Source organism: Microbacterium sp. 69-7, assembly GCF_001897985.1.
GTDB classification, from domain to species: domain Bacteria; phylum Actinomycetota; class Actinomycetes; order Actinomycetales; family Microbacteriaceae; genus Microbacterium; species Microbacterium laevaniformans.
On sequence record NZ_MKRU01000086.1, the window covers coordinates 56602 to 79826 of the forward strand.

25 protein-coding genes are annotated in these 23225 nt (G+C 70.6%); 10 read left to right on the forward strand and 15 right to left on the reverse strand.

The window, feature by feature from the left end:
* The first annotated feature begins 14 nt into the window (after positions 1-14).
* The gene (locus BGN98_RS09400) at positions 15-347 is read left to right on the forward strand and encodes a thiamine-binding protein (RefSeq protein WP_288121066.1); all 333 of its coding nucleotides are present in this window, start codon (positions 15-17) and stop codon (positions 345-347) included.
* A 72-nt stretch (positions 348-419) separates the two neighbouring features.
* Entirely contained in the window at positions 420-1613 is a 1194-nt protein-coding gene (locus BGN98_RS09405; RefSeq protein WP_288121116.1) for an MFS transporter, read from the forward strand.
* Between the two features lie 8 nt (positions 1614-1621).
* Here BGN98_RS09405 and metX read toward each other — a convergent pair whose 3' ends face one another.
* A complete protein-coding gene (metX, locus tag BGN98_RS09410) occupies positions 1622-2824 on the reverse strand; it encodes a homoserine O-acetyltransferase MetX (RefSeq protein WP_036285807.1) in 1203 nt (400 codons plus the stop codon).
* Positions 2825-2997: 173 nt separating this feature from the next.
* Positions 2998-4320 (reverse strand): bifunctional o-acetylhomoserine/o-acetylserine sulfhydrylase, encoded by a 1323-nt coding sequence (locus tag BGN98_RS09415; RefSeq protein ID WP_036285912.1) that lies wholly within the window; start codon positions 4318-4320, stop codon positions 2998-3000.
* Positions 4321-4482: 162 nt separating this feature from the next.
* Here BGN98_RS09415 and BGN98_RS09420 point away from each other — a divergent pair, with 162 nt between their 5' ends.
* The gene (locus BGN98_RS09420; protein ID WP_288121070.1) at positions 4483-5286 is read left to right on the forward strand and encodes an SDR family oxidoreductase; all 804 of its coding nucleotides are present in this window, start codon (positions 4483-4485) and stop codon (positions 5284-5286) included.
* 23 nt (positions 5287-5309) lie between these two features.
* On the opposite strand, the gene BGN98_RS09425 is transcribed toward BGN98_RS09420, so the two are convergent.
* A complete protein-coding gene (locus tag BGN98_RS09425; protein WP_288121072.1) occupies positions 5310-6812 on the reverse strand; it encodes an MFS transporter in 1503 nt (500 codons plus the stop codon).
* Between the two features lie 60 nt (positions 6813-6872).
* On the opposite strand from BGN98_RS09425, the gene BGN98_RS09430 reads away from it, so the two are divergent.
* From BGN98_RS09430 to BGN98_RS09440, 3 genes are read left to right on the forward strand one after another with little or no spacing between them, the layout of a single operon-like run.
* The gene (locus BGN98_RS09430) at positions 6873-7373 is read left to right on the forward strand and encodes a phosphoribosyltransferase (RefSeq protein WP_016463342.1); all 501 of its coding nucleotides are present in this window, start codon (positions 6873-6875) and stop codon (positions 7371-7373) included.
* Complete coding sequence (locus BGN98_RS09435; RefSeq protein ID WP_288121075.1) at positions 7373-8062, forward strand: uracil-DNA glycosylase; 690 nt, start codon at positions 7373-7375, stop codon at positions 8060-8062. Before BGN98_RS09430 ends, BGN98_RS09435 begins: the two co-directional genes overlap by 1 nt.
* 5 nt (positions 8063-8067) lie before the next feature.
* Positions 8068-8697 (forward strand): GNAT family N-acetyltransferase, encoded by a 630-nt coding sequence (locus tag BGN98_RS09440; protein ID WP_036320838.1) that lies wholly within the window; start codon positions 8068-8070, stop codon positions 8695-8697.
* On the opposite strand, the gene BGN98_RS09445 is transcribed toward BGN98_RS09440, so the two are convergent.
* From BGN98_RS09445 to BGN98_RS09480, 8 genes are all read right to left on the reverse strand, one after another.
* Positions 8686-8988 carry a protealysin inhibitor emfourin gene (locus tag BGN98_RS09445; RefSeq protein WP_288121118.1) on the reverse strand — a complete coding sequence of 101 codons (303 nt, stop codon included), beginning with the start codon at positions 8986-8988 and terminating at the stop codon, positions 8686-8688. The genes BGN98_RS09440 and BGN98_RS09445 overlap by 12 nt on opposite strands.
* Before the next feature lie 28 nt (positions 8989-9016).
* Entirely contained in the window at positions 9017-10117 is a 1101-nt protein-coding gene (locus tag BGN98_RS09450; protein ID WP_288121077.1) for a M4 family metallopeptidase, read from the reverse strand.
* Between the two features lie 63 nt (positions 10118-10180).
* A complete protein-coding gene (locus BGN98_RS09455; RefSeq protein WP_288121079.1) occupies positions 10181-10984 on the reverse strand; it encodes an ABC transporter ATP-binding protein in 804 nt (267 codons plus the stop codon).
* Positions 10981-11769, reverse strand: a complete 789-nt coding sequence (locus BGN98_RS09460) for an ATP-binding cassette domain-containing protein (protein WP_288121081.1) — start codon at positions 11767-11769, stop codon at positions 10981-10983. The genes BGN98_RS09455 and BGN98_RS09460 overlap by 4 nt, the downstream gene beginning before the upstream one ends.
* On the reverse strand, positions 11766-12644 hold the full coding sequence (locus BGN98_RS09465) for an ABC transporter permease (RefSeq protein WP_288121083.1): 879 nt from the start codon (positions 12642-12644) through the stop codon (positions 11766-11768). The genes BGN98_RS09460 and BGN98_RS09465 overlap by 4 nt, the downstream gene beginning before the upstream one ends.
* A complete protein-coding gene (locus BGN98_RS09470; RefSeq protein WP_288121085.1) occupies positions 12641-13591 on the reverse strand; it encodes an ABC transporter permease in 951 nt (316 codons plus the stop codon). Before BGN98_RS09470 ends, BGN98_RS09465 begins: the two co-directional genes overlap by 4 nt.
* Positions 13588-15096 (reverse strand): ABC transporter substrate-binding protein, encoded by a 1509-nt coding sequence (locus BGN98_RS09475; protein ID WP_288121087.1) that lies wholly within the window; start codon positions 15094-15096, stop codon positions 13588-13590. Before BGN98_RS09475 ends, BGN98_RS09470 begins: the two co-directional genes overlap by 4 nt.
* A gap of 153 nt (positions 15097-15249) precedes the next feature.
* A complete protein-coding gene (locus BGN98_RS09480) occupies positions 15250-16191 on the reverse strand; it encodes an alpha/beta fold hydrolase (RefSeq protein ID WP_288121089.1) in 942 nt (313 codons plus the stop codon).
* A 63-nt stretch (positions 16192-16254) separates the two neighbouring features.
* On the opposite strand from BGN98_RS09480, the gene BGN98_RS09485 reads away from it, so the two are divergent.
* From BGN98_RS09485 to BGN98_RS09495, 3 genes are read left to right on the forward strand one after another with little or no spacing between them, the layout of a single operon-like run.
* Positions 16255-16749 (forward strand): carboxymuconolactone decarboxylase family protein, encoded by a 495-nt coding sequence (locus BGN98_RS09485; RefSeq protein WP_288121091.1) that lies wholly within the window; start codon positions 16255-16257, stop codon positions 16747-16749.
* On the forward strand, positions 16746-17456 hold the full coding sequence (locus tag BGN98_RS09490; protein ID WP_005048393.1) for a tyrosine-protein phosphatase: 711 nt from the start codon (positions 16746-16748) through the stop codon (positions 17454-17456). The genes BGN98_RS09485 and BGN98_RS09490 overlap by 4 nt, the downstream gene beginning before the upstream one ends.
* Before the next feature lie 35 nt (positions 17457-17491).
* Positions 17492-17983 (forward strand): SIP domain-containing protein, encoded by a 492-nt coding sequence (locus BGN98_RS09495; protein WP_016463335.1) that lies wholly within the window; start codon positions 17492-17494, stop codon positions 17981-17983.
* Here BGN98_RS09495 and BGN98_RS09500 read toward each other — a convergent pair.
* The 4 genes from BGN98_RS09500 to BGN98_RS09515 all read right to left on the reverse strand — a co-directional run bounded on the left by BGN98_RS09500 (position 17970) and on the right by BGN98_RS09515 (position 22162).
* The gene (locus BGN98_RS09500; RefSeq protein ID WP_016463334.1) at positions 17970-18443 is read right to left on the reverse strand and encodes a hypothetical protein; all 474 of its coding nucleotides are present in this window, start codon (positions 18441-18443) and stop codon (positions 17970-17972) included. The genes BGN98_RS09495 and BGN98_RS09500 overlap by 14 nt on opposite strands.
* Complete coding sequence (locus tag BGN98_RS09505) at positions 18440-19252, reverse strand: arginase family protein (RefSeq protein ID WP_016463333.1); 813 nt, start codon at positions 19250-19252, stop codon at positions 18440-18442. Before BGN98_RS09505 ends, BGN98_RS09500 begins: the two co-directional genes overlap by 4 nt.
* An 87-nt stretch (positions 19253-19339) precedes the next feature.
* The gene (locus BGN98_RS09510) at positions 19340-20077 is read right to left on the reverse strand and encodes a PspA/IM30 family protein (RefSeq protein WP_016463332.1); all 738 of its coding nucleotides are present in this window, start codon (positions 20075-20077) and stop codon (positions 19340-19342) included.
* A 78-nt stretch (positions 20078-20155) separates the two neighbouring features.
* Complete coding sequence (locus BGN98_RS09515; RefSeq protein ID WP_288121099.1) at positions 20156-22162, reverse strand: TPM domain-containing protein; 2007 nt, start codon at positions 22160-22162, stop codon at positions 20156-20158.
* A gap of 173 nt (positions 22163-22335) precedes the next feature.
* On the opposite strand from BGN98_RS09515, the gene BGN98_RS09520 reads away from it, so the two are divergent.
* On the forward strand, positions 22336-23184 hold the full coding sequence (locus BGN98_RS09520) for a DUF3097 domain-containing protein (RefSeq protein ID WP_288121101.1): 849 nt from the start codon (positions 22336-22338) through the stop codon (positions 23182-23184).
* The last annotated feature ends 41 nt before the right edge of the window (positions 23185-23225 follow it).

The window sequence follows — 23225 nt, forward strand, 5'->3', positions numbered from 1 at the left end:
CCCGAAGGAGCCCCATGCTCGTCGCTTTCTCCGTCGCCCCGAGCGGCACCTCCACTCCCGCCGGGGCCGCCGCCGACGGCTCTGTGCACGACGCGGTCGCCGCGGCCGTGAAGGTCGTCCGTGACTCGGGACTACCGCACCGCACGACCTCGATGTTCACCGAGATCGAGGGGGAGTGGGACGAGGTCTTCGCGGTCGTGAAGGCCGCGACCGATGCCGTCATGCCCTTCGGCTCACGCGTCTCGCTGGTGCTCAAGGCCGACATCCGCCCCGGCCGCGTTGGAGAGCTCGACGGCAAGATCGAGCGGTTGGAAACCGCGATCGCGGCGTTGGAGGTCGACGGGTAGGCCGCCCGGGACGCCGCCGGCGCCCGGTAGCATGGCCGGGTGATCTCCTCGACCCCGTCGAGGGGTGCGGCGATGTGGGCGCTCCTCTCCCTCGCCATCGGCTCGTTCGGCATCGGCATGACCGAGTTCGTCGTCATGGGCTTGCTCCCGAACATCTCCGCCGACCTGCTGCCGACGACGTGGGCCTCCTCTCCCGAGGATGCCGTCGCGCAGGCGGGGTGGCTCATCACCCTGTACGCGCTCGGCGTCGTCATCGGCGCCCCCACGATCGCGGGAATCGTCGCGAAGTATCCGCGCCATCGCGTGATGCTGGCTCTGGCGGCGGCTCTGACGCTCGGCAACACGCTGACGCTGCTGGCACCGACGTTCGAGCTGGTCGCGGCATCCCGCGTGCTGGCGGGCCTGCCGCACGGCGCGTACTTCGGCATCGGGGCGCTCGTCGCCGCGGACGTCATGGGGCCGGGTAACCGGGCCAAGGGTGTCGCGTTCGTGCTCACGGGGCTCACGGTGGCCAACGTGGTGGGCGTGCCGTTGGGCACCTTCCTCGGGCAGCGCTTCGGGTGGCGGATCGCATTCCTCGTCGTCGCCCTCATCTTCGCCCTCGCCGCAGTGATGATCGCGCTGACCGTGCCGGCCCATGCGGGCGATCCCGGACGGACGCTCCGCGCGGAGCTGCGCGCGCTGCGGATCGGCCAGGTGTGGCTGACCCTGGGGGTCGGCGCGATCGGATTCGGCGGGTTCTTCGCGGCCTACAGCTACGTCGCGTCGATCGTCACCGAGGTCGCGGGAGCTCCCGCGGCCGTGGTGCCGGTGATCCTCATCGTCATGGGCATCGGCATGACGATCGGGAATCTCGTCGGCGGCCACCTTGCTGATCGCGACCTGAAACGCACGATGCTGGCGGGCCTCGGCGCTCTCATCGTGGTGCAGGTGCTCCTCGCCCTCACGGCGGGCGCGCTGATCGCGCTCGGCCTGTTCATCTTCTTGGTCGGCTTCGTGTCCTCGGTGCTGAGCCCGTCGATCCAGACGCGGCTCATGGACGTCGCCGGCGACAACCAGTCGATCGCCGCGGCGCTGAACCACTCCGCGCTGAACATCGGCAACGCCACCGGGGCGTTTCTCGGCGGCGTCGTGATCGCGGCCGGCTTCGGCTTCGTCGCACCGGTCTGGGTGGGAGCGCTGCTCGCGGCATCCGGCCTCGTGCTCGCCCTCGTGAGCTTCGGGATCGAGGCGCGCTCCGCACGAACCGCCGCCGCGGTGGCCTGACGCCGGGATCAGGCCTGCAGCAACCGCCGCAGGTGCGCTCCGACGGCGGTCGTCTCGATGAGGAAGCCGTCGTGACCGAAGTCGCTCGACAGCACGATGGCGCCGTCGTCGATCGTCGAGCGGATGCCGCGCGCGATGCGGTGCTGTCCATCGATCGGGAACAGGCGGTCGCTATCGGTGCCGAGCACGAGCGTCGTCGCGGTGACACGCGCGAGGGCATCCTCGACCCCGCCACGGTCGCGTCCCACGTCGTGGGAGTTCATGGCCTCGACCAGCGTGATGTAGGTGTTCGCGTCGAAGCGGCGCGTGAACTTGTTGCCGTGGAAGTCGAGATAGCTTTCCACGGCGAAGCGGCCCCCGTGACCGAGCGGGCTCTTTCCCGACTGCCACGATCGCTGGAAGCGCTGGTTGAGTTCGGTGGGGCTCCGGTAGTTCAGCAGGGCCATGCGGCGGGCGAGCGCGAGGCCGCGGTGCGGTCCCTCGCCGTCGGGAGCGTCGTAGTACTCACCGTCGGCGAAGCGCGGATCGATCTGGATGGCTTCCAGCTGCACGCCGTTGAGCGCGATCTGGTCGGCCGTCGTCGTCGGCGGAGAGGAGAGTACGGCGAGCCGCGCGACGCGCTCGGGCTGGCCCACACCCCACTCGAGCGCGTGCATGCCGCCCATCGAGCCGCCGACGACCGCGGCCCACACATCGATGCCGAGCGCATCCGCAAGGCGCACCTGGGCGGCGACCTGGTCGCGGACGGTCAGGTACGGAAAGCGTCCCGCCCATTCGTACCCGTCGGGGGCGATCGATGACGGCCCCGTCGAGCCCTGGCATCCACCGAGCATGTTCGGGGCGACGACGAACCAGCGGTCGGTGTCGATGGGGGCGCCCGGGCCCACGATGTCGTCCCACCAGCCCGCGGTGGGATGACCGGGTCCCGCGGCGCCGCGCACGTGACTGTCGCCGGTGAGGGCATGCAGCACGAGCACCGCGTTGTCACGGGCGGGCGACAGCTCGCCCCAGGTCTCGTAGGCCAGGCGGATGCCGGGAAGCTCCCGACCGCCCTCGGTCGTGAAGGCGCCGAACGCGGCGAAGCGGCGGTCGCCGGCGGGATCGCCGTCGCGCCAGGCGCCCGTCGCCGGGGGGCGGCCGCGCAGCAGGCGCGCGTCGGCCTCCGTGATCGGTGCACTCGGCACCGTGTCTTCGGAGGTCTGCCAGTCCATGACGTCCATTCTCCCGGGTCTCGGATATCGCAAACGGACTGTTACGACCACCACCTCCGCAGAAACGCACGAACTCCGCAGCGGGAAGCGTTTCCGGCTGCGGAGTTCGCGGCATCCTGCGGAGTTCGTGCACCCGTCGGGGACGGGTATGCTGCTCCGCGGCGGGGCAGGGCTCAGGCGCGGGCAGCCTCGGAGACCTTGCGCGCGGCGGCGAGGGCCTGCTCGAGGTCGGCCTTGAGATCCTCGACGTTCTCCAGACCCACCGACAGGCGGACCAGGCCCGGGGTCACACCGGCCGTGAGCTGCTGCTCCGGCGTCAGCTGCGAGTGCGTCGTGGATGCCGGGTGGATGACGAGCGAGCGGACATCGCCGATGTTGGCGAGGTGGCTGAAGAGCTCGAGCGCGTTCACGAACTCGCGACCGGCCTGGACGCCGCCCTTGAGCTCGAACGACAGCACCGCGCCCACGCCCTTCGGGGCGTAGCGGTTCGCGGCCGCGTACCAGGGCGAGGTCGGCAGGCCGGAGTAGTTGACCGAGGCGATGTCGTCGTGGTTCTCCAGCCACTCGGCGATCTCCTGCGCGTTCTGCACGTGACGCTCGATGCGCAGCGACAGGGTCTCGATGCCCTGGATGAGCAGCCAGGCGCTCTGCGGCGAGATGGCGGCGCCGAGGTCGCGCAGCAGCTGCACGCGTGCCTTGATGACGTACGCCAGGCCGTCGCCGACAGCCTGCGTGTAGACCGCGCCGTGGTAGGAGGGGTCGGGGGTGGTCAGGCCCGGGAAGCGGTCGGCGTGCTCGGACCACGGGAACGTGCCGCCGTCGACGATGGCGCCGCCGATGACGGTGCCGTGGCCGCCGAGGAACTTGGTGGCCGAGTGCACGACGATGTCGGCGCCGTGCTCGAACGGGCGGATGAGGTAGGGCGTTGCGATCGTGTTGTCGACGATGAGCGGCACACCGGCCTCGTGGGCGACGTCGGCGACGGTGCGGATGTCGAGCACGTTGATCTGTGGGTTGCCGATCGTCTCGGCGAAGAACAGCTTCGTGTTGGGGCGGACCGCGCGGCGCCATTCCTCCGGGTCGTCCTGGTTCTCGACGAACGTGACCTCGATGCCGAGCTTGCCCAGCGTGTACTTGAAGAGATTGTAGGTGCCGCCGTAGATCGAGCTCGACGACACGAAGTGGTCACCGGCCTCCGCGATGTTGAGGATCGCGAATGTCTCCGCTGCCTGGCCCGACGCGACGAGGAGGGCGCCGGTGCCCCCCTCGAGGGCCGCGATGCGCTGTTCGACGACGTCCTGCGTGGGGTTCTGGATGCGGGTGTAGATGTTGCCGAACTCCGCCAGAGCGAACAGGTTCGCGGCGTGGTCGGCGTTGTCGAACACGTAGGAGGTGGTCTGGTAGATCGGCGTGGCTCGCGCCTTGGTCACGGGGTCGGGCTGCGCGCCCGCGTGGATCTGCGTGGTCTCGAAGCGCCAGTTCTCGGATGCGGACATGTCGGGCTCCATCGGGTGAATCGGAAGTGGTGGGGAGCCGGGGTCGGATGCCGCGGCCATCACTGACAGTAGAGTTCGCGCCCGTTGTCAACAACGGTCGGGAAATGTGACGTAATGAACGCACTCGCCTCGGCATCCGATGCCGTGACGTAGCGTGGGGGCATGACTTCGCCGCAGGAGAGTTCTCAGGACCACCGTCGTCGCGCCGTGGTGACGGGAGCGAGCTCCGGCATCGGTGCGGCGACCGTCCGCGCCCTGCGGGCGTCGGGCTGGGACGTGGTGGGTGTGGCTCGCCGCGCGGAGCGGCTGGTCGCGCTGGATCGCGAAACCGGGTCGGCATCGTTCGCCGCCGACCTGTCGAACGAGGCCGACGTGGCGGCGCTGGCCGAGCACCTGGCACGCACCGGGGCGGTGCACGCCCTCGTGCACGTCGCCGGCGGCGCGCGGGGCACCGACCGGGTCGAAGACGGCGACCCGGCGGACTGGCGCTGGATGTTCGAGGCGAACGTGCTCTCGGCGCAGCTGATCACGGCGGCCCTGCTGCCGTTGCTGCGGGCAGGGATCGACGACGGCGGTCACGCCGACACGCTGTATGTCACCTCGACCGCGGCGCAGACGGCGTATCCCGGAGGAGCCGGTTACAACGCGGCGAAGGCGGGCGAGGCGATGCTCGTGCACGCCCTGCGTCTGGAGCTGAACGGGGAGCCGATCCGCGTGACCGAGGTCGCGCCGGGCATGGTCTACACCGAGGAGTTCACCCTCAACCGACTGGGCGGCGACCGCGCCACGGCCGAGAAGGTCTACGAGGGCGTCGAGCACCCGCTCACCGCGGACGATGTCGCGGATGTCATCGTGTACGCCCTTCAAGCTCCCGGCCACGTCAACCTGGACCTCGTGACGATGCGCCCGGTCGCCCAGTCCGCGCAGCACCTGCTCGCGCGCGGTCGCCTCCGCCCGCGCGCCTGACCCCGCGGAAGAGGCCCGCGGCGTCAGGATGCGGGGGCGTCGGCGAACGCGACCTTCGGAACGAACACGAGCAGCAGGGCGGCGAGGAATCCGCCGCCGGCGCAGATCGCCCACACCGTCAGGTAGCCACCGAGGGAAGCCGCGGTCTGGCTGGCCACGGCGCCGGCGCCGGCCGCGAGCACCACGCCGAACACGGCTGAGGAGAACGACCCGCCGATCGTCTTGGTCGTGTTGGTCAGTGCCGTCGCGATGCCGGTCTGCCCGCGCGGGGCGGCGGCGGCCGCGGCGGCGGGAAGCGCACCGACCAGCGCGCCGCAGCCGAGCCCGGCGATCGAGAGGTTGAGCAGCACCTGCCACAGCTCCACGTGGAACGGCAGGAAGAGCAGATAGCCGATACCCACGAGCAGGGATGCCGCGATCAGTACGACCCGTGGGCTCGCCCGCCGCGAGGTCACGGCGAACAGCACGGCGCCCACGATGAGTGAAACGAGGTAGACCCCGATGATGTTCGAGCGCTCCGTGGCATCCAACCCGAGCCCGTAGCCGAGGGAGGGATCGGTGCCGGCGTACGTCGACAACGGTCCCTGCGCGCCGAGCAGGCTGATCCCGGTGAGGAAGGCCGTCGCCTGCACCGGCCACATCTCGGGTCGGCGCAGCACCCGGATGTCCACCGCCGGGTCGTCCTGGCGCAGTTCGAAGCGCACGAACCACACGAACACCGCGACCCCGGCCAGCAGCAGGGCAATGACCCAGATCCAGGCGGCGGCGCCGAGCGCCAGCTCACCGATCATCCGCATCCAGGCCAGACCGCCCGTCACGAGCAGCAGTGCCCACGCGAGGAGCACGAAACCCCTCGTGTCGAGGCGTCGTCCACCCTCCGGGGCGGATTCGGGAACACCGATCCAGATGACGAGTGCGACGAGCGTCACGGCGATCGCCGGTACGATGAGCGTCGCGGTGAGGTTCTGGCCGCTTGCGGCGAAGATCCGTCCGGCGGCGAGAGCGCCGACGATCGCGCCGACCTCCAGCCCGACGACCAGCAGACCCGCCGCGCGGCGGGTCGTCGACACTCCGCGCTGCTGCACCCGGCCGCGCTCGAAGATGAGGGCGATCTCCAACGGCAGCCAGACGACGTAGAAGCCCTGCAACGCCCAGGCGATCAGAAAGCTCCAGAACGAGGTCGCGAACGCCAGCCACCACGTCGCCCCGGCCGTGAGGACCGCGGCGATGAGCAGGATGCGCTTGTGGCCGTACATGTCGCCGAGTTTCGCGAGCACCGGGACGACGAGCGCCGACAGCAGCAGCTGCGCCGCCTCGAACCAGTTGACATCCGAGTCGTGGATGCCGAGGGAGACGACGATGTCGCTGAACAGCGGCACGTAGTACCCCTGCAGGATGCCGCTGACGATCTCGACCAGGATGAACCATCCGATGAGGCCGGCGGTGATGCCGAGGCCCCGGGGAAGGCGGGCCGAGCGGGTGCGGGGGCTCTTCGCCGTCGAGGAGCCTGCGGAGGAGGAGGTCACGGCGTTCACTCTAGCCACGCGTGTGTGTCGCGCACCGCAGCGGCGCCTAGGCTGAATGCCGTGACGAGCGAGCGCGAAGTACTGACATGGGACGGTTTCGGCGAGGCGACCCGGGCGCTGTCCCGATCGATCGTGGCGGACGGGTTCGTTCCCGACGTCGTGGTGGCGATCGCCCGCGGGGGTCTGCTGCCCGCCGGCGCGATCGCCTACGGTCTGGGCGTCAAGAGCTGCGGTGCCCTGAACGTGGAGTTCTACACCGGCATCGGCACCGTGCTGGAGGCTCCGGCGCTCCTGCCCCCCGACCTCGACCTCGGCTACCTTCCCGGCAAGCGCGTCCTGCTCGTCGACGACGTCGCCGACAGCGGTCGCACACTCGCCCTCGCGGTGAAGATGCTGCGCGACGCCGATGCCGACGTGCGATCAGTGTGCATCTACACGAAGCCCGGCAGTGTCGCCCAGCCCGACTTCTCCTGGCGCGAGACCGACCGTTGGATCGATTTCCCCTGGTCGGCCGCCGGTTCTGTGATCGAGGAGGATGCGGGCGCGGAGGCGAGCGCTTGATGGCGATGGCCCTCGATGAGCTGGCCGATGCCGGACTCATCGACGCGGATTGGGCGCACGCGCTCGCTCCGGTGGCGCCCGACATCGCGGCGCTCGGCGAACGACTGCGCGCCGAGACCGCGGCAGGGCGGCCGTATCTCCCCGCGGGCGACAAGGTGCTCCGCGCCTTCGCGAGACCGCTCGCGGACGTCAAGGTCCTCATCGTCGGGCAGGACCCCTACCCGACCCCGGGCCACCCGATCGGGCTCTCGTTCGCCGTGGACGCGCACGTGAGGCCCCTGCCGCGAAGCCTCGCCAACATCTACCAGGAGCTGGAAACCGACCTCGGCATCGCACGGGCACCGCACGGCGACCTCTCCGCATGGAGCGATCAGGGCGTCATGCTGCTCAACCGCGTGCTGACAGTGGCCCCCGGAGCTCCCGCATCGCATCGCGGGTGGGGATGGGAGAAGGTCACCGAACACGCCATCCGCACCCTCGTCGCCCGCGACCGACCGCTCGTCGCGGTGCTCTGGGGGCGGGATACCGCGAACCTGCGGCCCCTTCTCGCGGGGACCCCGACCGTGGAGTCCGCCCACCCTTCGCCGCTGTCGGCCAGTCGGGGCTTCTTCGGCTCGCGTCCCTTCTCGCGTGTCAATGAGCTGCTCGTCCAGCAGGGTGCGACGCCGGTCGACTGGCGTTTAGGCTGAGCCACATGCTGGAGGAGGAGTACGACAAGAGTCGGCGGCGGCTGCCCGTGCACCTGCGCCGCAGCGAGCAGGAGCGCCCCTTCTCCTACGAGATCCGGCCCGTGCGGGACGGCGATATTCCGGACATCCGCGAGATCTACAACTACTACGTCACCAACTCGGTGGTGACCTTCGACGAGAAGAAGTGGTCGCTCGCCCAGTGGCGCGAGAAGCTCGAGCATCTCTCCAAGCTCGGCATGCCGTTCCTCGTGGCGCAGTCGCCCAGCGGGCAGATCCTCGGCTATGCACTCGTGCAGCCGATGTCGGCCAAGTCGGCGTACCGCTACAGCGTGGAGAACTCGATCTACCTCGGCCAGGCGGCGACGGGAAAGGGCCTCGGCCGCGCGCTCCTGGAGGCGCTGATCGCAGCCAGCGAAGCGGCCGGCATCCATCAGATGGTCGCGGTGATCAGCGACAAGGGGGCCGAGTCCTCCATCGCCCTGCACGAGAAGCTCGGCTTCGTCGAGGTCGGACGCATGGGACGCGTCGGCTTCAAGTTCGGCCGCTGGCTCGGCACGATCTACCTGCAGAAGCAGCTGTCGCCGGTGAAGAAAAAGCGCTCGCTGTTCTCGCGCTCGGAGCGCTCAGAGGGGTGAGGGCGCGGCGTCGCGGACCGCGTCGATCAAGATGCGCCAGGCGCCCTCGGCGTCCGCCTCGCTGACGATCGCACGGTGGGAACGACCGTCGACGTGAGCTTCGATGGTCCAGGTGAATCGGTCGGCGCCCGGCGCGGTGGGGGCAGCGGCCGAGCCCGGGAGAGGCTCGCCCCTGTCCTCGGCATCCCAGGGGCAACGTTCCACGAGCTGCTTCCAGCGCGCACTCTCGTGGGGAGGTGCCGAGAGGTGCCAGCGGCGCGTGAATCCCGCGACGCCGCCGGAGCGGACCATGCTCACGGTCAGGGCGTGCGCATCGGCGTCATTCGCGGTCTCCGGCAGATCGCGCGGATCGGGATGGTTCGTCACGGGCGGTCACACCGACGGCGTTCCACGCGGTGCGGACGGCGTCGGCTTCCTCCGATCTCTCACCGTACTCCCGCTGCGCGACCGCCGTGGTCGCCGCCGCGAACGCCGAGAAATCCGCCGTCGGCGGCACGGCGCCCTGCGTCACGGTGAGGTACCAGATGCGGCCCGCTCGTTCCCACGCGTGACCGCCGAGCGCGGTGGCGACGAGGTGGAAAGCCTTGTTCGGGATGCCGGAGTTGATGTGCACGCCGCCGTTGTCCTCGCTCGTGCGGACGTAGTCGCGCATGTGGGCGGGCTGAGGGTCTTTGCCGAGAACGTCGTCGTGGTAGGCCGTTCCGGGTGCCTTCATCGAGCGCAGCGCCACGCCCTGAACGGCGTCGGTGAAGATGCCGGCCCCGATCAGCCACGACGCCTCCGCGGCGCTCTCGCCGGCGCGATGCTGCTCTGTCAGCGCGCCGAAGACGTCGGCTACGGACTCGTTGAGCGCTCCCGACTGTCCCTGGTACTCGAGACCGCCGCCGTGTTCGATCACGCCGTGGCCGAGCTCGTGCCCGATGACGCTGATCGAAGAGGTGAAGCCCCGGAACACCTCGCCGTCGCCGTCGCCGAAGACCATCCGCTCGCCGTTCCAGAACGCGTTGTCATAGCGGTCGCCGTAGTGCACGCTCGCCGCGAGGGTTCCGCCGGCGCCGTCGATCGAGCGGCGTGCGAACGCGTCCCAGAACAGCTCGAAGCTCGCGCCCAGCCCCTCGAAGGCCTCGTTCACGGCGACGTCGGCGACGGCCGGGTCGTCTTCGCCGCGCACGCGCATGCCGGGAAGCGTTTCGCGGTGCTGCGCGTCGGAGATGACGCGGTCGGGCGCCGGCTCTCCCTGCAAGATGAGGGCGTCGCCGTCGGCCGACAGATCGAGCCGTGCCCGACCACGCGCGGGCGCCGGGTGGGAGGGCCGTGCGATCGCCAGGGTCGCGCGGGCGGCCTCTGCCGCGTTCGCGAGGTGCGGGGCGTCGGTGGCGGCCAGGCGAGACAGCAGGTACGGCGGAACGATGGCGAACATGGCGTCACCCTACGCCCGGCATCCGACGTGCGCGCCTGTCCGATGCCCTCGCCCGCGCAGCGATCAGTCCCGCGGTGGGTCGATCACCGGGATGGAGGCGAGCAGCCGACGCGTGTAGGCGACCTGCGGCGCGAGCAGGACCTTCTCCGTCGGGCCCTCCTCGACGATGCGGCCGTCCTTCATGACGATCACCTCGTCGCAGAGGTTCTGCACGACGCCGATGTCGTGCGACACCATCACGAGGGTGAGCTGTTCGCGCTGGCGCAGCTCGCGCAGCAGTTCCAGGATCTGCGCGCGTACGGTGACATCGAGCGCCGAGAGCGGCTCGTCGCCGACGAGGATGCGCGGGCGGTGCACGATCGCGCGCGCCAGGGCGATGCGCTGGCGCTGCCCGCCCGAGAACTCGTGCGGGTAGCGGTCGGCCATCGCCGCCTCGAGGCCGACCGCCTTGAGCACCTCGCGCACGCGCGCACGACGATCGCCCGGGATCTCCAGCGCCCAGAGCGGCTCGCCGATGATCCTTCCGACGCTCATCCGGGGATCCAGCGACGCGTACGGATCCTGGAACACGATGCCGGTCTCGCGTCGCAGCCAGTGCAGCGAGCGCGCAGAGGCCCTCGCATCCACCGTGCGTCCGGCCACCGTCACCGTGCCGGTCGTGGGCGCGTCCAGCCCCAGCAGCACACGCACGAGCGTGGACTTGCCCGAGCCCGACTCGCCGATGATGCCGACGGCGGAGCCCTCGAAGACGTCGATGTCGGCGTCCTCGAGCGCCGTGGTCCATCGTGTCCGCTCGAACAGTCCGGTTCCGCGTTGGCGGAAGCGACGGCTGACGGCCCGCGCGCTCAGCAGGGCGTCCGCACTCATGCCGCACCCCCCGGTCGCCACAGCGTCGCGGTGGCGTCGCGCAGCAGGCCTTGCGTCACCGGGGATGCCGGTGCCGTGAGCAGTCGTGAGAGCGGCCCGTGCTCGACCACGCGCCCGTCTTCGAGCACGACGGCGTGCGTGGCGATCTGGGAGAGCACCGCCAGGTCGTGCGTGATGAACACCAGCGACATGCCGTCCCTCGCGACGAGGCCGGCGAGCAGCTCGAGCACCTCCGCCTGGATCGTGACGTCGAGCGCCGTCGTCGGCTCGTCCGCGATCAGCAGGCGAGGACGGCAGGCGAGGGCCATGGCGATGGCCACCCTCTGGCGCTGACCGCCGGAGAGCTGGTGCGGGTAGCGACGGACGATCTGGGCGGGGTCGGGAAGCCGAACCCGCTCGGCCTCTGCGATGGCGCGGGCCGCGGCATCCCTGCGCCCGAGGCCCTCGTGGATGCGCACGGACTCGGCGATCTGGCGGCCGACGGTGCGGATCGGATTGAGGGCGGTGCGCGGCTCCTGGAAGACGATGCCGATCTCATCGCCGCGCAGTCGGGCGAGCTCGCGGTCCGGCAGACCGATCAGCTCGCGCTCGTTCCATCGGATGCTGCCCGTGGCCGTGGCGGCGTCCGGCAGCAGGCCGAGGATCGCGAGGGCGGTGAGGGACTTGCCCGACCCCGACTCTCCGATCAGGCCCACGCGCGCGCCGTCGGGGACGTCGAAGGAGATGTCGTCCACGACGCGGCGACCGTCGATCTCGATCGACAGATTGCGCACCACCAGGCTCACGAGATCACCGCCGTCGTGTGGGTCTGCGCCGCCGTGCGCCGACGCGTGAGGGTGGGGTCGGTCGCCTCGCGCAGTGCGTCCCCGAGGAGGTTGAGCCCCAGCACCGTGATCGTGATCGCCAGTCCCGGCCAGACGACGCTCAACGGGTGCACCGAGATGTACTGCTGCAGGTCTTTCAGCAGCAGCCCCCAGCTGGGTTCGGTGAGGGGGGCGCCGAACCCGAGGTAGCTGAGCCCGGCTTCGGCGAGGACGGCGACGGCCATGCCCCACGACAGCTGCACGATCAAGACCGGGGCGATGTTGGGCAACAGGTGCCGGTACAGGTTCTGGAAGGGAGTGAGACCGGCGGCTCGACCGGCGAGAACGAAGTCGCTGTGCAGCACGCGGCGGAGTTCCGGGCGCGTGACGCGCGCGATGTTGACGCCGAAGCCGATGCCGACCGAGACGATCACCACCCACAGCGAGCCACCCCACACGGACGAGATCATCATGGCGATCAGAAGAACGGGGAACGCGATGAGGATGTCGACGAGCACGGCGACGCTCTCGCGCAGCCACCGCGCGGTGAGTGCGCCGAGGGCGGCGAGGGCGACACCGATCACCGTCGCCACGAGACCGGCGCCGAGCGCCACCCAGACCGTCGTGCGAGCGCCGGCCATCAGCAGGCTCAGGATGTCGCGGCCCGCGCCGTCCGTGCCGAGCAGATGCGGCCACCCCGGCAGAGCCCACCGGCCGTCGACGTCGACCGCCTGCGGATCGAACGGCAACCAGAACCGTGCGACGAGTGCGACGACGCCGATCGTCAGCACGACGAGGAGACCGAAGCGTCCCGTCGACAGCGCCCACAGTCGACGCAGCCAGGCGAACCTGCTCATTCCGCCTCCCGCTGCCGAGGGTCGATCAGCCGGTGGACGAGGTCGACGGCGAAGCCGACGACGAGCACGAACCCGGTGAGCGCGAGCAGTTCGCCCTGAACCTTGAGCAGGTCACGCTTGCCGACGTCCTCCACGAGCATGCGTCCGATGCCGGGCAGGCTGAACAGCTGCTCGATGACGACGGCGCCGACGATGATGCCGGCCACCTGCAGCCCCAGAACCGTGATGATCGACAGACCCACCGTGGGCAGTCCGTGCCGGATGAGGGCCTGCGTGCGGGTGAGGCCCTTCGCCGCCGCGGTGCGGACGAAGTCCTCTCCCGTCGCCTGGAGGGTCGCCGAACGGACGAACCGCATGAGCATCGCGCCCTCGACGACGCCGATCGTGATCGCCGGCAGCAGCAGAGCACGGATCGCGGATGCCGGGTCGCTCCACCCCGCGCGGGGAAAGCCCTGGGCGGGCAGCCACCCGAGCCAGACAGCGAACACGAGCACCAGCATCATGCCAGCCCACACCACCGGGACGGCGGCCACGGCCTGGGCGCCGACGGAGAGGGCGGTGCCGTCGGGACGGCCGCGGCGAACGGCGGAGAGCACTCCGAACGGCAGTGCGATCAGCAGGGCGACGGTCATCGCCATCAGTCCGAGCGGAATCGTCACCTGCGCCTTCTCGGCGAGCTGCCCCGCCACGGGGGCGCCCGTCAGCAGCGACTGGCCGAGATCTCCGCGGAAGACACCGCCGATCCACGACAGGTACTGCACCGCAAGGGGCTCTCCGAGCCCGAGGCGCTCACGGATCGCGGCGACCTGCGCCGGGCCCGCATCGATCCCGGCGATGAGCTGAGCGACGTCGCCGGGAAGGACCCGGAGCGTCAGGAAGATCAGCGCACTGGCGACGAACAGGCCGAGCAGCAGCAGGGCCAGTCGCGTCAGCGCGTAACGGATCACCCCTTGCTCTTGGCCAGCTCGGCGAGGTTGATGCGCTCGTTGACGTTGACGGAAGGGAAGCCGCTCACGTTCGTGCCCACCGCGACGATGGACGCACCGTTGTACAGCCAGTCGGCGGCCTGATCGTCCGCGACGATCTTCGCGGCCTGCTTCAGCAGGTCGGCGGAGGTCTGCTCGTCGGTCGCGCTGAGTGACTGCTGGTAGAGCTTCTGCACCTCCGGGTTGTTGTAGGTGAAGTAGTAGTTGGGGTTCGCCCAGTTCTCGAAGTCACGGGCCTCGGTGTGCAGCACGAAACTGAGGTCGTAGTTCTTGTTGATGTAGACGTCGTTGAGCCACGTCGGGAACTCGACGGCCTTCACCTTCAGGGTGATGCCCACGTCGTTGAGGTTCGACACGAGGATCTGAGACACGGTCGTGCCGTAGAACGACGGGATCGTGAGCGTCAGCGTGAGGTCCGACACCCCGGCGTCGGCCAGGAGCTTCTTCGCGGCCGCCGGGTCGAACGGGGCGGTGGACGACAGATCCGCGTAGCCGGGGTCGAGCTCGGGAATCGGACCGTACAGCGTCTGGCCGGCCCCGAGAGCCTTGACGATCGCGTTGTGGTCGATGGCCTGACGGATCGCCTGGCGCACCCGCTTGTCGGACAGGGGCGCCTTCGTCGAGTTCATCGCGAGCGTGCCCTTGTCGGTGGACTTGCCGAGCACGAGTGTGAAGTCACCGTTCGCCTCGATCTGGTCCTTGAGGTTGGCGTCGAAGCCCGTGACCACGTCGAGCTCGTGTGCGAGGGCACCGTTGAGGGCAGCCTGGTTGTCGGGGATGTAGCTGAACACCACCTCCTTGACCTTGGCCTTGTCGCCCCAGAAGGCGTCGTTGCGGTCGAAGGTGATCGAGTCGCCCTGCTTCCAGCTGGTCAGCTTGTACGGCCCGGTGCCGTTCGCCTTCGTCTTGCGATCGGTGGTGTCGTCCTTCTTGAGGACGAGACCTGCCCGGCCGGTGAGGTTCCACAGCAGGCTGGAGTCGGGCTGGCTCAGCGTGAGCACGACGTCCTTGCCGTTCGCGACGATGCTCTGTACGCGTGCGAGGCGGTCGGAGTCGCTGTACGACGCGGTGGACTTGACCTGTTCCAGCGACCAGACGACGTCATCGACGGTGAGCGGGGAGCCATCGTGGAAGGTGACGCCGTCGCGGAGCGTGAACGTGTAGGTGAGGCCGTCGGACGAGATCTTGTAGTCGCTGGCCAGCTCCGGCTCGATCTTCTGATCGGGCGTGCGCGAGACGAGGCCCTGGTAGACGTTGTCGATCAGGATCTGGTCCAGGGCGGCGCCGGCGGTCTCACGGATGTCGAGGTTGCTCGGCTCGGAGACGAGGCGCACGGTCACGACGGCGTCGGGGTCGGGCGTGACCGCGGTGGGGGAGGCGTCGGGTGCGGATCCGCCGGAGCAGGCGCTCAGCAGCAGGGCCCCGGCGGCGAGAAGCGCGGCGGCGACGGTGGTGCGGCGAAGCATGTGAGAGGTGTCCTTTCGGCAGCGCGGGCGTGCGCGTGTGCTGTGCGCAGCGGCCCGCGGACTCGGGTGCGCGTTACAGCCTAGGCTTTGCGGCGGTCGGTGCGGTCATCGGTCTTCGCTGGGGTGACACCGAGCGTCATGCGACCGGTCGACTCAGCCGCGCGCGACCTGTGCGATGAGGCGGGCCAGTTCCACCGGCTGCTCCTCCTGCACGTTGTGGCCCGAGTCGACCTCGACGACGGATGCCGTCGGGAGGCGGTGCTGGAAGTCGTCGGCATCCGCGGGCGTCACGAACCCGCGACATCCGCGCACGAGCGTGATCGGAGCGGCAGCGGCGGCGAGGTCGTCCCACCCCGCGGCGGTCAGCGCGCCGCGGATCGCGTGACGTTGCGCCTCTGCGCTCGCCGCGGCATCCGCGTCACCGGCCAGCGCGTTCGCGAGGTGCGCGAAATGGTGCTTCCATTCGACGCGGCCGTCCGCGCGCACGCGCGAGTTGAGGGTGACACCGCGCGTCGCAGCCCCACGGGATCCGCCGAGGCCGAACGAGAGCGCCCGTTCGACGAGCTCGTCGCGGCTGGCCCAGTCGGTGGGGCCGGCGAAGAAAGCGGCGATCTGTGCGGCATCGCCGTCCGGGTCGATGCCGGGGGTGATGTCGACGACGATCAGCTCGCGCACCAGCTCCGGGTGCGCAGCGGCAAGCGCGGCTGCTGTCAGGCCCCCGAGCGATTGGCCGACGAGCACCTGCGGCGTGGCCGCGGTCCACGCGGCGACAGCGGGCGCGATGTCGGCCGCGAGGACGCCTCCGGTGTACGCGGCATCCGCCCGCCATGACGAGTCGCCGTGACCCGGCAGGTCGACGGCGAGGGCGGGGATGCCGAGGGCGAGCACCGTCGTGTCCCACGTGTGCGCGTTGAGGCCGGCGCCGTGCAGGAGCGTCACCTGCGGGGGAGTGAAGGCGGCCGTGACGGGATCCCCGTACTGCAGCGCGCTGACGACACGACCGTCGTCGAGGCGGTGGGTGAGGCGGCGGACGGGCGGCACGGCATCGATGCCGAGCTCGGCGGACTGATCGGCCAGGAAGGAGAACTCATCCATTCGGACATTGTGCCGCGATCCGCGCTCGCAGCGGTCGTCGTCTACCCGTCCTAGGCTGATCGCATGAGCACCGAGCGTCGCGTCCACCTGTCCCGGTCGGCCCGTCCCGCGTATGACGCCCTCGAGGCGTTCTCCCAGACGGTCGGCACGATCGCCGCCGAGGCGGGCATCGATGCGCGGTTGCGTGAGCTTGTGCTCATCCACGCCTCGCAGCTCAACGGCTGCGCGTACTGCGTGCGCGTGCACGTCGACCGCGCGGTCGCGGCGGGTCTCGGCATCGATGAGATCGCCCAGCTCGCCGCCTGGCGGGACTCGGGCGTGTTCTCGGCCCGCGAGCGCGCGGCTCTCGAACTGGCGGAGTGCTACGTCTTCATCCACGAGGAGGGTGTGCCCGACGAGGTCTACGACCGCGTCGGCGGCATCCTCTCGGAGCAGGAGTACGTCGCGATCAGCTGGCTGCTCGTGTCGATCAACGCCTTCAACCGCATCACGATCGCCGGAAAGTACCCGGTCCCGCCGCGCGGGGGCCAGACGGGCGCGGGAGACGATCCGGCATGAGCATCGTCTCCGGCGCCCTGAACTTCCGCGACGTCGGCGGGCTCCCGGCGGGCGGTGGCGTCACGCGTGCGGGTGTGCTGTTCCGTTCCGGCAATCTCGCCGGGCTGGACGAGGCCGGCCGCGAAGATCTCGTCGGTCTCGGAATCCGTCGCGTCGTCGACCTCCGCGCCGACGACGAAGTGGCCGTCGAGCCCAGCCGCGTCGCCGGCCTCGATCTCGAGACGATCCGGATCCCGCTCTTCCTCGGTTCGGTCGCCTCCTTCTTCGTCGAGGACCGCTCGCTCGCCGACGTCTACCGCGGCCTCGTCGACGAGTCGGCCGATCGGATGGTCGAGGTCGTCCGCGCCGTCCTCGAGGGCGCACCGGCGCTCGTGCACTGCACCGTCGGGAAGGACCGCACGGGCGTCGCCGTCGCGCTGCTGTTGGACGCCGTCGGCGTCGAGCATGACGCGATCGTGGCCGATTACGCGCGTACGGAACAGCTGCTCCCGGCGCGGCGCAATGCTCGCGTGCTCGCCTATCTGCGCAGCGTGCACCCCGACGCTCGCCATCTCGAAGACCTCGCGACACGCTCGCCGGCACCCGTCATGCAGGCGCTATTGGAGGATGTGCGCGAGCGCTTCGGGTCGGCGGCGGGCTACCTCGTCGCGCACGGCCTCCGCCGCGACGAGGTGGACGCGCTCGCGACGATCCTCATCGAACGCTGAGGTAAGGCTCGCCTTAATGGGCGTATGATCGAAGGATGACCTCCTCCGCGCTGCGTGCTGTGCACGACGAGTCCGCCTGCAAGGCGTCTCGTCACGCGCGGGTGCAGCAGCTCATCACGGCGGACGAGCATGCGCTGGCCGAGCTGGAGGCGCTCATCGCGACGCTGCCGATCTGCTCGACCGGTCGTGTCTTTATCGAGGTTCCCGACGCCTCGTGGATCACGCCGATCGCGGTTCCGGCGCGGATGGTCGTCACCTGGCTCGACCGCTCACGTCGCAGCGGCCAGCCCGGAACCGGCCGCTCCTGTGCTCCCGGCCAGGCCGTCAGCCGGGCCGTGACGGCGTGGGCCGATGAGATGCTCTGCGCAGACGGCGATGAGTCGACGTGCCAGGACGGCACCCGTATCCACCTTCTCGGCGGATTCCTCGGCACCGCCGACATCTTCGACCACCTCACCGAGCGCCTCGGAATCTCGCCTGCGGCGGTGCACACACCGGCGCGTTTCGGGCTGGTCAGCTCTCGCTGACCGTGCCTGCCCACGCTCCGCGCGCCACATAGTTGCCCTCTTCGAGGCCGGCGAGGATCTCGAACCGGTTCGTCAGCGGGTCGCGTCCCGCCAGGGCGTACAGCAGCGGCATGAGAAAGCCGTAGCGGCGCCATTGGCGCGCGTGCACGGCTTCGTGACGCAGCACGTCATCGCTGATGCGCGGTGAGTCGGTCAAGAAGCACCCGCCGACGCAGACCCCGCCGCGGCCGAACGTCCACGACGGCATGCCGGTGAACACCCAGAGGCCTCCGCGCCGATCGATGCGACCCGTCGACCACAGCGAGCCCCAGATCCAGCCCACGGCGGTTCCCCACCAGAAGCCGACGAGGCTGAGGGGGGAGTCGAGCAGGATGCCGGGAATCAGCGTATCGAGGCGGCGTCCGCGCGCCACGGCGCGGGCCGCCCGTTCCTGCCAGCCCGGCGGGGGCGACGCGATCACGCGAGCGCCCCGACGACCCGCAGGATCGTGCCGAGGTCGTCGACGGCCGCGGCCGGAGACGCCGGAGCGAATCCGGCGATCGACGCACCCACCAGGGGGAGGGTGCGTCGCGCGGCGGCGATCGCCGCGGTCAGCTCCCGCAGCGTCAGGCCGAACGGCGTCGGCCGGGTCACACCGGTGAGCTCGGCCGGGTCGAGCACGTCGAGGTCGACGTGGATGTAGACGGCCTCCGCTCCCGTGGCTGCCACGGCGGCGGCGATCGCCGCGCCGTCGCCGATCGCGTCGGCCGCGACGCTGCGGATATCGCTCTCGGCGAGGTGCACGGCCTCGCCCGGGTCGAGATCGCGGGCGCCCACCAGCACGAGACGATCGGCCGTCACGGCGCCGCTTCCGGGCACCGGTCCGCTCTCGTGCACGGCGCGCAGGGCCATGCCGCCGAACGCGCCCGACGGCGAGGTCGCGGCCGTGTTGAGGTCGCCGTGCGCGTCGAACCAGACCACCGCGAGCTCCGGGTGTCGGGCGGCATAATGGGCGATCGCGGGGACGGCGACGCCGCAGTCGCCGCCGACGATGAGTGCCGCCTCGTCGCTGACCGCGAGTTCCGCGGTGAGGGCGTCGGCGACGCGATGCAGCGCGCTGAAACGCCGGATGCCGGTCTCCAGCGCTTCACCGGCTTCTGCCGGCACGTCCACGCGCGCGGTCGCCGCGCGAGGCAGGTCGCCCGCGATCGCCTCGGCGCCGTCCACGAGCAACATCGCGCGCGCGGCGGGGGAGCCCTGCCACTGCGGAACCACCACGAAGCGGGTCATCTTCCCTTCCTTCCCTGCGCGCCCCGCGACGTCCGCGTCCCGGCATCCGCCGTGCGGCGAACCCCGGGACGCGGACCGTCATCCTGCCTACTTCTCCAGCGCCGCCGCGCCGGTGCCGCCGCTCTTCAGAGCAGCCAGGCGCGCCTCGACCTCGGTGAGCTCACCCACGTCCTCGAGCTCGTTGAACTGCGCGTCCAGGGTGGATGCCGCCAGCTCCGCCTTGCCGGCGGCGAGCGCCTCCTGGCGACGCACCTTGTCTTCGAAGCGGCCGAGCTCGCTCGTGGGGTCGAGCACGTCGATCGACTTGACCGCGTCGTGCACCTTGTTCTGCGCTTCTGCGGTCTTGGCGCGGGCGAGCAGCTCGCTGCGCTTGGCCTTCAGCTGCTCCAGCTTCTGCTTCATGCCGTTGAGGCCGTCCTTGAGCTTGGCGACGACCTCCGTCTGAGAGCTGATCGTCGGCTCGACGGCCTTGGCTTCGTTCTCCTCGCTGATCTGGCGCTGCAGCGCGATCTTGGCGAGGTTGTCGAACTTGTCGGCATCCGCGGTGCTGCCGCTCGCACGCAGCTCGTCGGCCTTGCGACTGGCGGCGAGAGCCTTGTTGCCCCATTCGGCGGCGGCGCGCACGTCTTCTTCATGGTCGCGCTCGAGCAGGCGCAGGTTGCCGATGGTCTCGGCGATCGCGGACTCGGCGTCGGCGATGGAGTTGGTGTAATCGCGCACCAGCTGATCGAGCATCTTCTGCGGGTCTTCGGCGGCGTCGAGCATGGCGTTGACGTTCGCCTTCACGAGCGTCGAGATGCGACCGAAGATGGACTGCTTTGCCATCGTTTTTCCTTTCCTAACGGGAGACTTCCCAGGGTGCGAGGGGATCGTGCGGTCGAAGTCGGCGAGCGGATGCCGGGCTCAGAAGCGACCTCCGCCGCGGCGCGCGCGGCTGCCGGCGCCGCCGAACCCGCCGGGGGAGATGCTGCCGCCCCCGCCCAGGCCGCCGAAGCCGCCGCCGGAGCGCGAGCGGCTGCCGCCGCCACCGTTGAGCAGGGAGTTGAGGACGATGCCACCGAGGATGGCGCCCATCATGTCGCCGCCCGAACCCGTGCGCTGCGATCCGCCGGAGCCGCCGAACATACCGCTCTGGAAGACGCCGACATCGTTCTGCGCCGCCTGCATCGCCTGCGTCGCCAGCTCGTGCGCGCGCTGTGCGGCGGCAAGAGCCTGTGCGGGATCGTTCTGCTGCAGCTGGCGGGCCTGCACGAGTGACGCGCCCGCCTCGGCGAGACGGGTACGTGCCTCGGCGCCGACCGCGCCTCGGCGTGAAGAGATGAAGTCCTCTGCCGCGGAGATCTCGCCCTGCGCCTGTGCGAGGAGACCGCCCAGCTGCGCGGACGCGCGCGCGGCGCGCTCCTGCTCGTCGCGGATGCCGGCCAGAACCGCGTCGATCTGTGCGTTGGCGCGGTCCAGGCCCTCGCGGGCGAAGAGGGGACGCTTGCCGGGCCCGGTGACCAGCGGCCGCGCCGCCTCGACCTGCGCGCGCGTGGCCGCGATCACGGGGGCCAGACGCCCGTCCGGATCGGGCAGGGCCGTTGCCGCGGCGAGGTCGGTCTCCAGGTCGGCGATGAGGGCCGCGGCATCCGTCTCCGCCTGGGCGAGGTCGGCGCTCATGCGCGCGACGGCGTTGTGCAGCATCTCGGCCTGGGCCACGGCGTCCTCCGCGGCGCGGATGCTGACCGCCGCGGCGGACGTGTTGCCGGCGGCGATCTGCGCGGCGGCGGGGTCCAGCAGCGTGTCGGCGAACGCGAGGCGCTGCGATGCCTGCTCGGGGTTGTGGGCGATCGCGGTCAGGGTCAGCGGGCCGTACGCGCTCGTCAGGCCGGTGAGCGTCGCGACGGCGGCGTCGTGCGCGCCGGCCACGCTCTCCTTCTTCTCGCGGAGGCGCGCGAGCGCGTCGGGGGCGTTCTGCTCGAGCTTTCGCAGGTCGTCGAATGCCGCGGCCTTCTCGTCGAGGTGCGCGTCGGCGGCCTCGCACAGCTCGATGATGCGCATGTTCCAGGCGCGCGTGTCGTCGTCGCTGTCGGGGCTCTCGTCGTCGAGCTTCTGCCTGAGGGCGAACGCCTCATCGAGCTGAGCCTTCGCGCTGGCCAGCGCCGACTCGAACTCGCGGGCGGCCTCGTCGCCGAACTGCGCACGGGCGAACCCGAGCTCCTGCTCGCTCGTTTTGACCGCGTCGTCCGTCTGAACCAGAGCCGAGGACGCGCGGCGCGTGAGATCCTCGATGCTCACGGGCGCGGGCGGTGTTTCCGTGCCGGGCCCCGCGGGCGATCGACGCCTGCGCGAGCGCATCACGATCCAGATGATGAGCCCGGCCAGGGCGATCACCACGATGACGAGCAGGATCGGCGTGATGATGCCGGCGGCGTCGACCCCGGCGCCGCCGGTTCCTCCCGCGATGGCGTCGGCCAGGCCGTCGGCAGCGGAGGTGGCGGCGCCGACCCAGTTGCCGGCCGACAGCGCCGGCTGCACCCGTTCGCGTTCGATCGTGGTGAGCTCATCGCCGGTCACGGGGCCGGCCGAGGAGCCCGACAGATAGTACTGACGGCCGTCCGTCGAGATCGCCAAGAGGTACTGGTGCGGGCCCAGACCGTTGTTCTGCGCCGTCTGGTTCGCCCAGTCCTCGGGCGTCGACGGATCGGTGAACTGGGGGACGTACGCGACCCAGAGATCGACGCCCGACTTTACGGTGAGGGCGCGCAAGCGCGTATCGACCTCGGAGATCTGCGCACCGGTCAGCACGCCGGACTGATCCACGACGCGCGACGAGCTGAGAGCCACGGGGCCCGTGGCGATCGCCGCGGTTGCGGCGCCCAGGACGATCGCCGCTGCCGCCGTCAGCGCCAACCACAAACGCCCACGCATGCGTGTTCCTCCCCTGTGCGAGGTGCGGGAACCTCGCTCCTCACGCCGATCCTATGTCGCGAACGGCATGACCCGATAGGCGAGCTGCGGGCATGCCGTGGGTCTTGCCCTCCCCGGCCTGTCCCCGCGCCCGCGGCGGCGGGGGCGGGTATGGTGTCGCGTTCGGAGGAACCATGGACAACGACGGATTCGGCCCCGATCGCTATGGCGCAGACGTTCTGGCCGCGGGATGGCGCGACGCGGGGCGCCGCGCGGTGCCCCGCGTGGCAGCCGCGCCGGACCTCGTCGTGGAGATCGCCGGCGACGGCTTCTGCGGCGCCGTCACCGGCATCCAGTCGGGTCATGTCGAGCTGGAGGACCGCCGCGGTCGCCGTCGACTGTTCCCCCTCGGCGGCGGCTTCCTGATCGACGGGCAGGCGGTCGTCCTGGAGGCGCCGAAGGCCGCGGCATCCGGACCCCGCCGCACCGCTTCCGGCTCGTTCGCCGCCGACACGACTCGCGCCCGCGTGGCCCGCGCCTCGCGGATCCTCGTCGAAGGCCGCCACGACGCCGAGCTCGTCGAGAAGGTGTGGGGCGACGATCTTCGCGTCGAGGGCGTCGTCGTCGAGTACCTGCAGGGCGTCGACCTGCTCGAAGAGGTGCTGCGCGAGGAGCCGCCCGGACCGGGACGACGCTACGGAGTGCTCGTCGATCACCTCGTGCCCGGGTCGAAAGAGTCGCGCATCGCCGACGCCGTCGCCCGGGGGCCGCACGGCCCTCACGTGCGGATCGTCGGCCACCCCCACATCGATGTGTGGCAGTGCGTGACCCCGCGTGCGCTCGGCATCGCGGCGTGGCCGGACGTGCCCCGCGGCATCGAGTGGAAGGTGGGCGTGAGCCGGGCTCTCGGGTGGCCCGCCCGCGACCAGGCCGACATCGCCCGCACGTGGCAGCGCATCCTCGCAGCCGTGCACAGCTACCGCGACCTCGATCCGGCGCTGCTGGGACGCGTCGAAGAGCTCATCGACTTCGTCACCGCCTGAACCCGTCGTCACCTCTATAACCGGAGTGCTCGCCGGTACCC

What these genes read in the sequence shown, in the direction of transcription:
- BGN98_RS09485 (WP_288121091.1), top strand. Translation starts at nt 16,255, where the DNA reads ATGAGCACCGAGCGTCGCGTCCACCTGTCCCGGTCGGCCCGTCCCGCG.
- BGN98_RS09455 (WP_288121079.1), bottom strand. Translation starts at nt 10,984, where the DNA reads ATGAGTGCGGACGCCCTGCTGAGCGCGCGGGCCGTCAGCCGTCGCTTC.
- BGN98_RS09400 (WP_288121066.1), top strand. Translation starts at nt 15, where the DNA reads ATGCTCGTCGCTTTCTCCGTCGCCCCGAGCGGCACCTCCACTCCCGCC.
- BGN98_RS09495 (WP_016463335.1), top strand. Translation starts at nt 17,492, where the DNA reads ATGACCTCCTCCGCGCTGCGTGCTGTGCACGACGAGTCCGCCTGCAAG.
- BGN98_RS09415 (WP_036285912.1), bottom strand. Translation starts at nt 4,320, where the DNA reads ATGTCCGCATCCGAGAACTGGCGCTTCGAGACCACGCAGATCCACGCG.
- BGN98_RS09505 (WP_016463333.1), bottom strand. Translation starts at nt 19,252, where the DNA reads ATGACCCGCTTCGTGGTGGTTCCGCAGTGGCAGGGCTCCCCCGCCGCG.
- BGN98_RS09420 (WP_288121070.1), top strand. Translation starts at nt 4,483, where the DNA reads ATGACTTCGCCGCAGGAGAGTTCTCAGGACCACCGTCGTCGCGCCGTG.
- BGN98_RS09440 (WP_036320838.1), top strand. Translation starts at nt 8,068, where the DNA reads ATGCTGGAGGAGGAGTACGACAAGAGTCGGCGGCGGCTGCCCGTGCAC.
- BGN98_RS09480 (WP_288121089.1), bottom strand. Translation starts at nt 16,191, where the DNA reads ATGGATGAGTTCTCCTTCCTGGCCGATCAGTCCGCCGAGCTCGGCATC.
- BGN98_RS09435 (WP_288121075.1), top strand. Translation starts at nt 7,373, where the DNA reads ATGGCGATGGCCCTCGATGAGCTGGCCGATGCCGGACTCATCGACGCG.
- BGN98_RS09450 (WP_288121077.1), bottom strand. Translation starts at nt 10,117, where the DNA reads ATGTTCGCCATCGTTCCGCCGTACCTGCTGTCTCGCCTGGCCGCCACC.
- BGN98_RS09475 (WP_288121087.1), bottom strand. Translation starts at nt 15,096, where the DNA reads ATGCTTCGCCGCACCACCGTCGCCGCCGCGCTTCTCGCCGCCGGGGCC.
- BGN98_RS09445 (WP_288121118.1), bottom strand. Translation starts at nt 8,988, where the DNA reads ATGGTCCGCTCCGGCGGCGTCGCGGGATTCACGCGCCGCTGGCACCTC.
- BGN98_RS09490 (WP_005048393.1), top strand. Translation starts at nt 16,746, where the DNA reads ATGAGCATCGTCTCCGGCGCCCTGAACTTCCGCGACGTCGGCGGGCTC.
- BGN98_RS09465 (WP_288121083.1), bottom strand. Translation starts at nt 12,644, where the DNA reads ATGAGCAGGTTCGCCTGGCTGCGTCGACTGTGGGCGCTGTCGACGGGA.
- BGN98_RS09510 (WP_016463332.1), bottom strand. Translation starts at nt 20,077, where the DNA reads ATGGCAAAGCAGTCCATCTTCGGTCGCATCTCGACGCTCGTGAAGGCG.
- BGN98_RS09405 (WP_288121116.1), top strand. Translation starts at nt 420, where the DNA reads ATGTGGGCGCTCCTCTCCCTCGCCATCGGCTCGTTCGGCATCGGCATG.
- metX (WP_036285807.1), bottom strand. Translation starts at nt 2,824, where the DNA reads ATGGACTGGCAGACCTCCGAAGACACGGTGCCGAGTGCACCGATCACG.
- BGN98_RS09520 (WP_288121101.1), top strand. Translation starts at nt 22,336, where the DNA reads ATGGACAACGACGGATTCGGCCCCGATCGCTATGGCGCAGACGTTCTG.
- BGN98_RS09515 (WP_288121099.1), bottom strand. Translation starts at nt 22,162, where the DNA reads ATGCGTGGGCGTTTGTGGTTGGCGCTGACGGCGGCAGCGGCGATCGTC.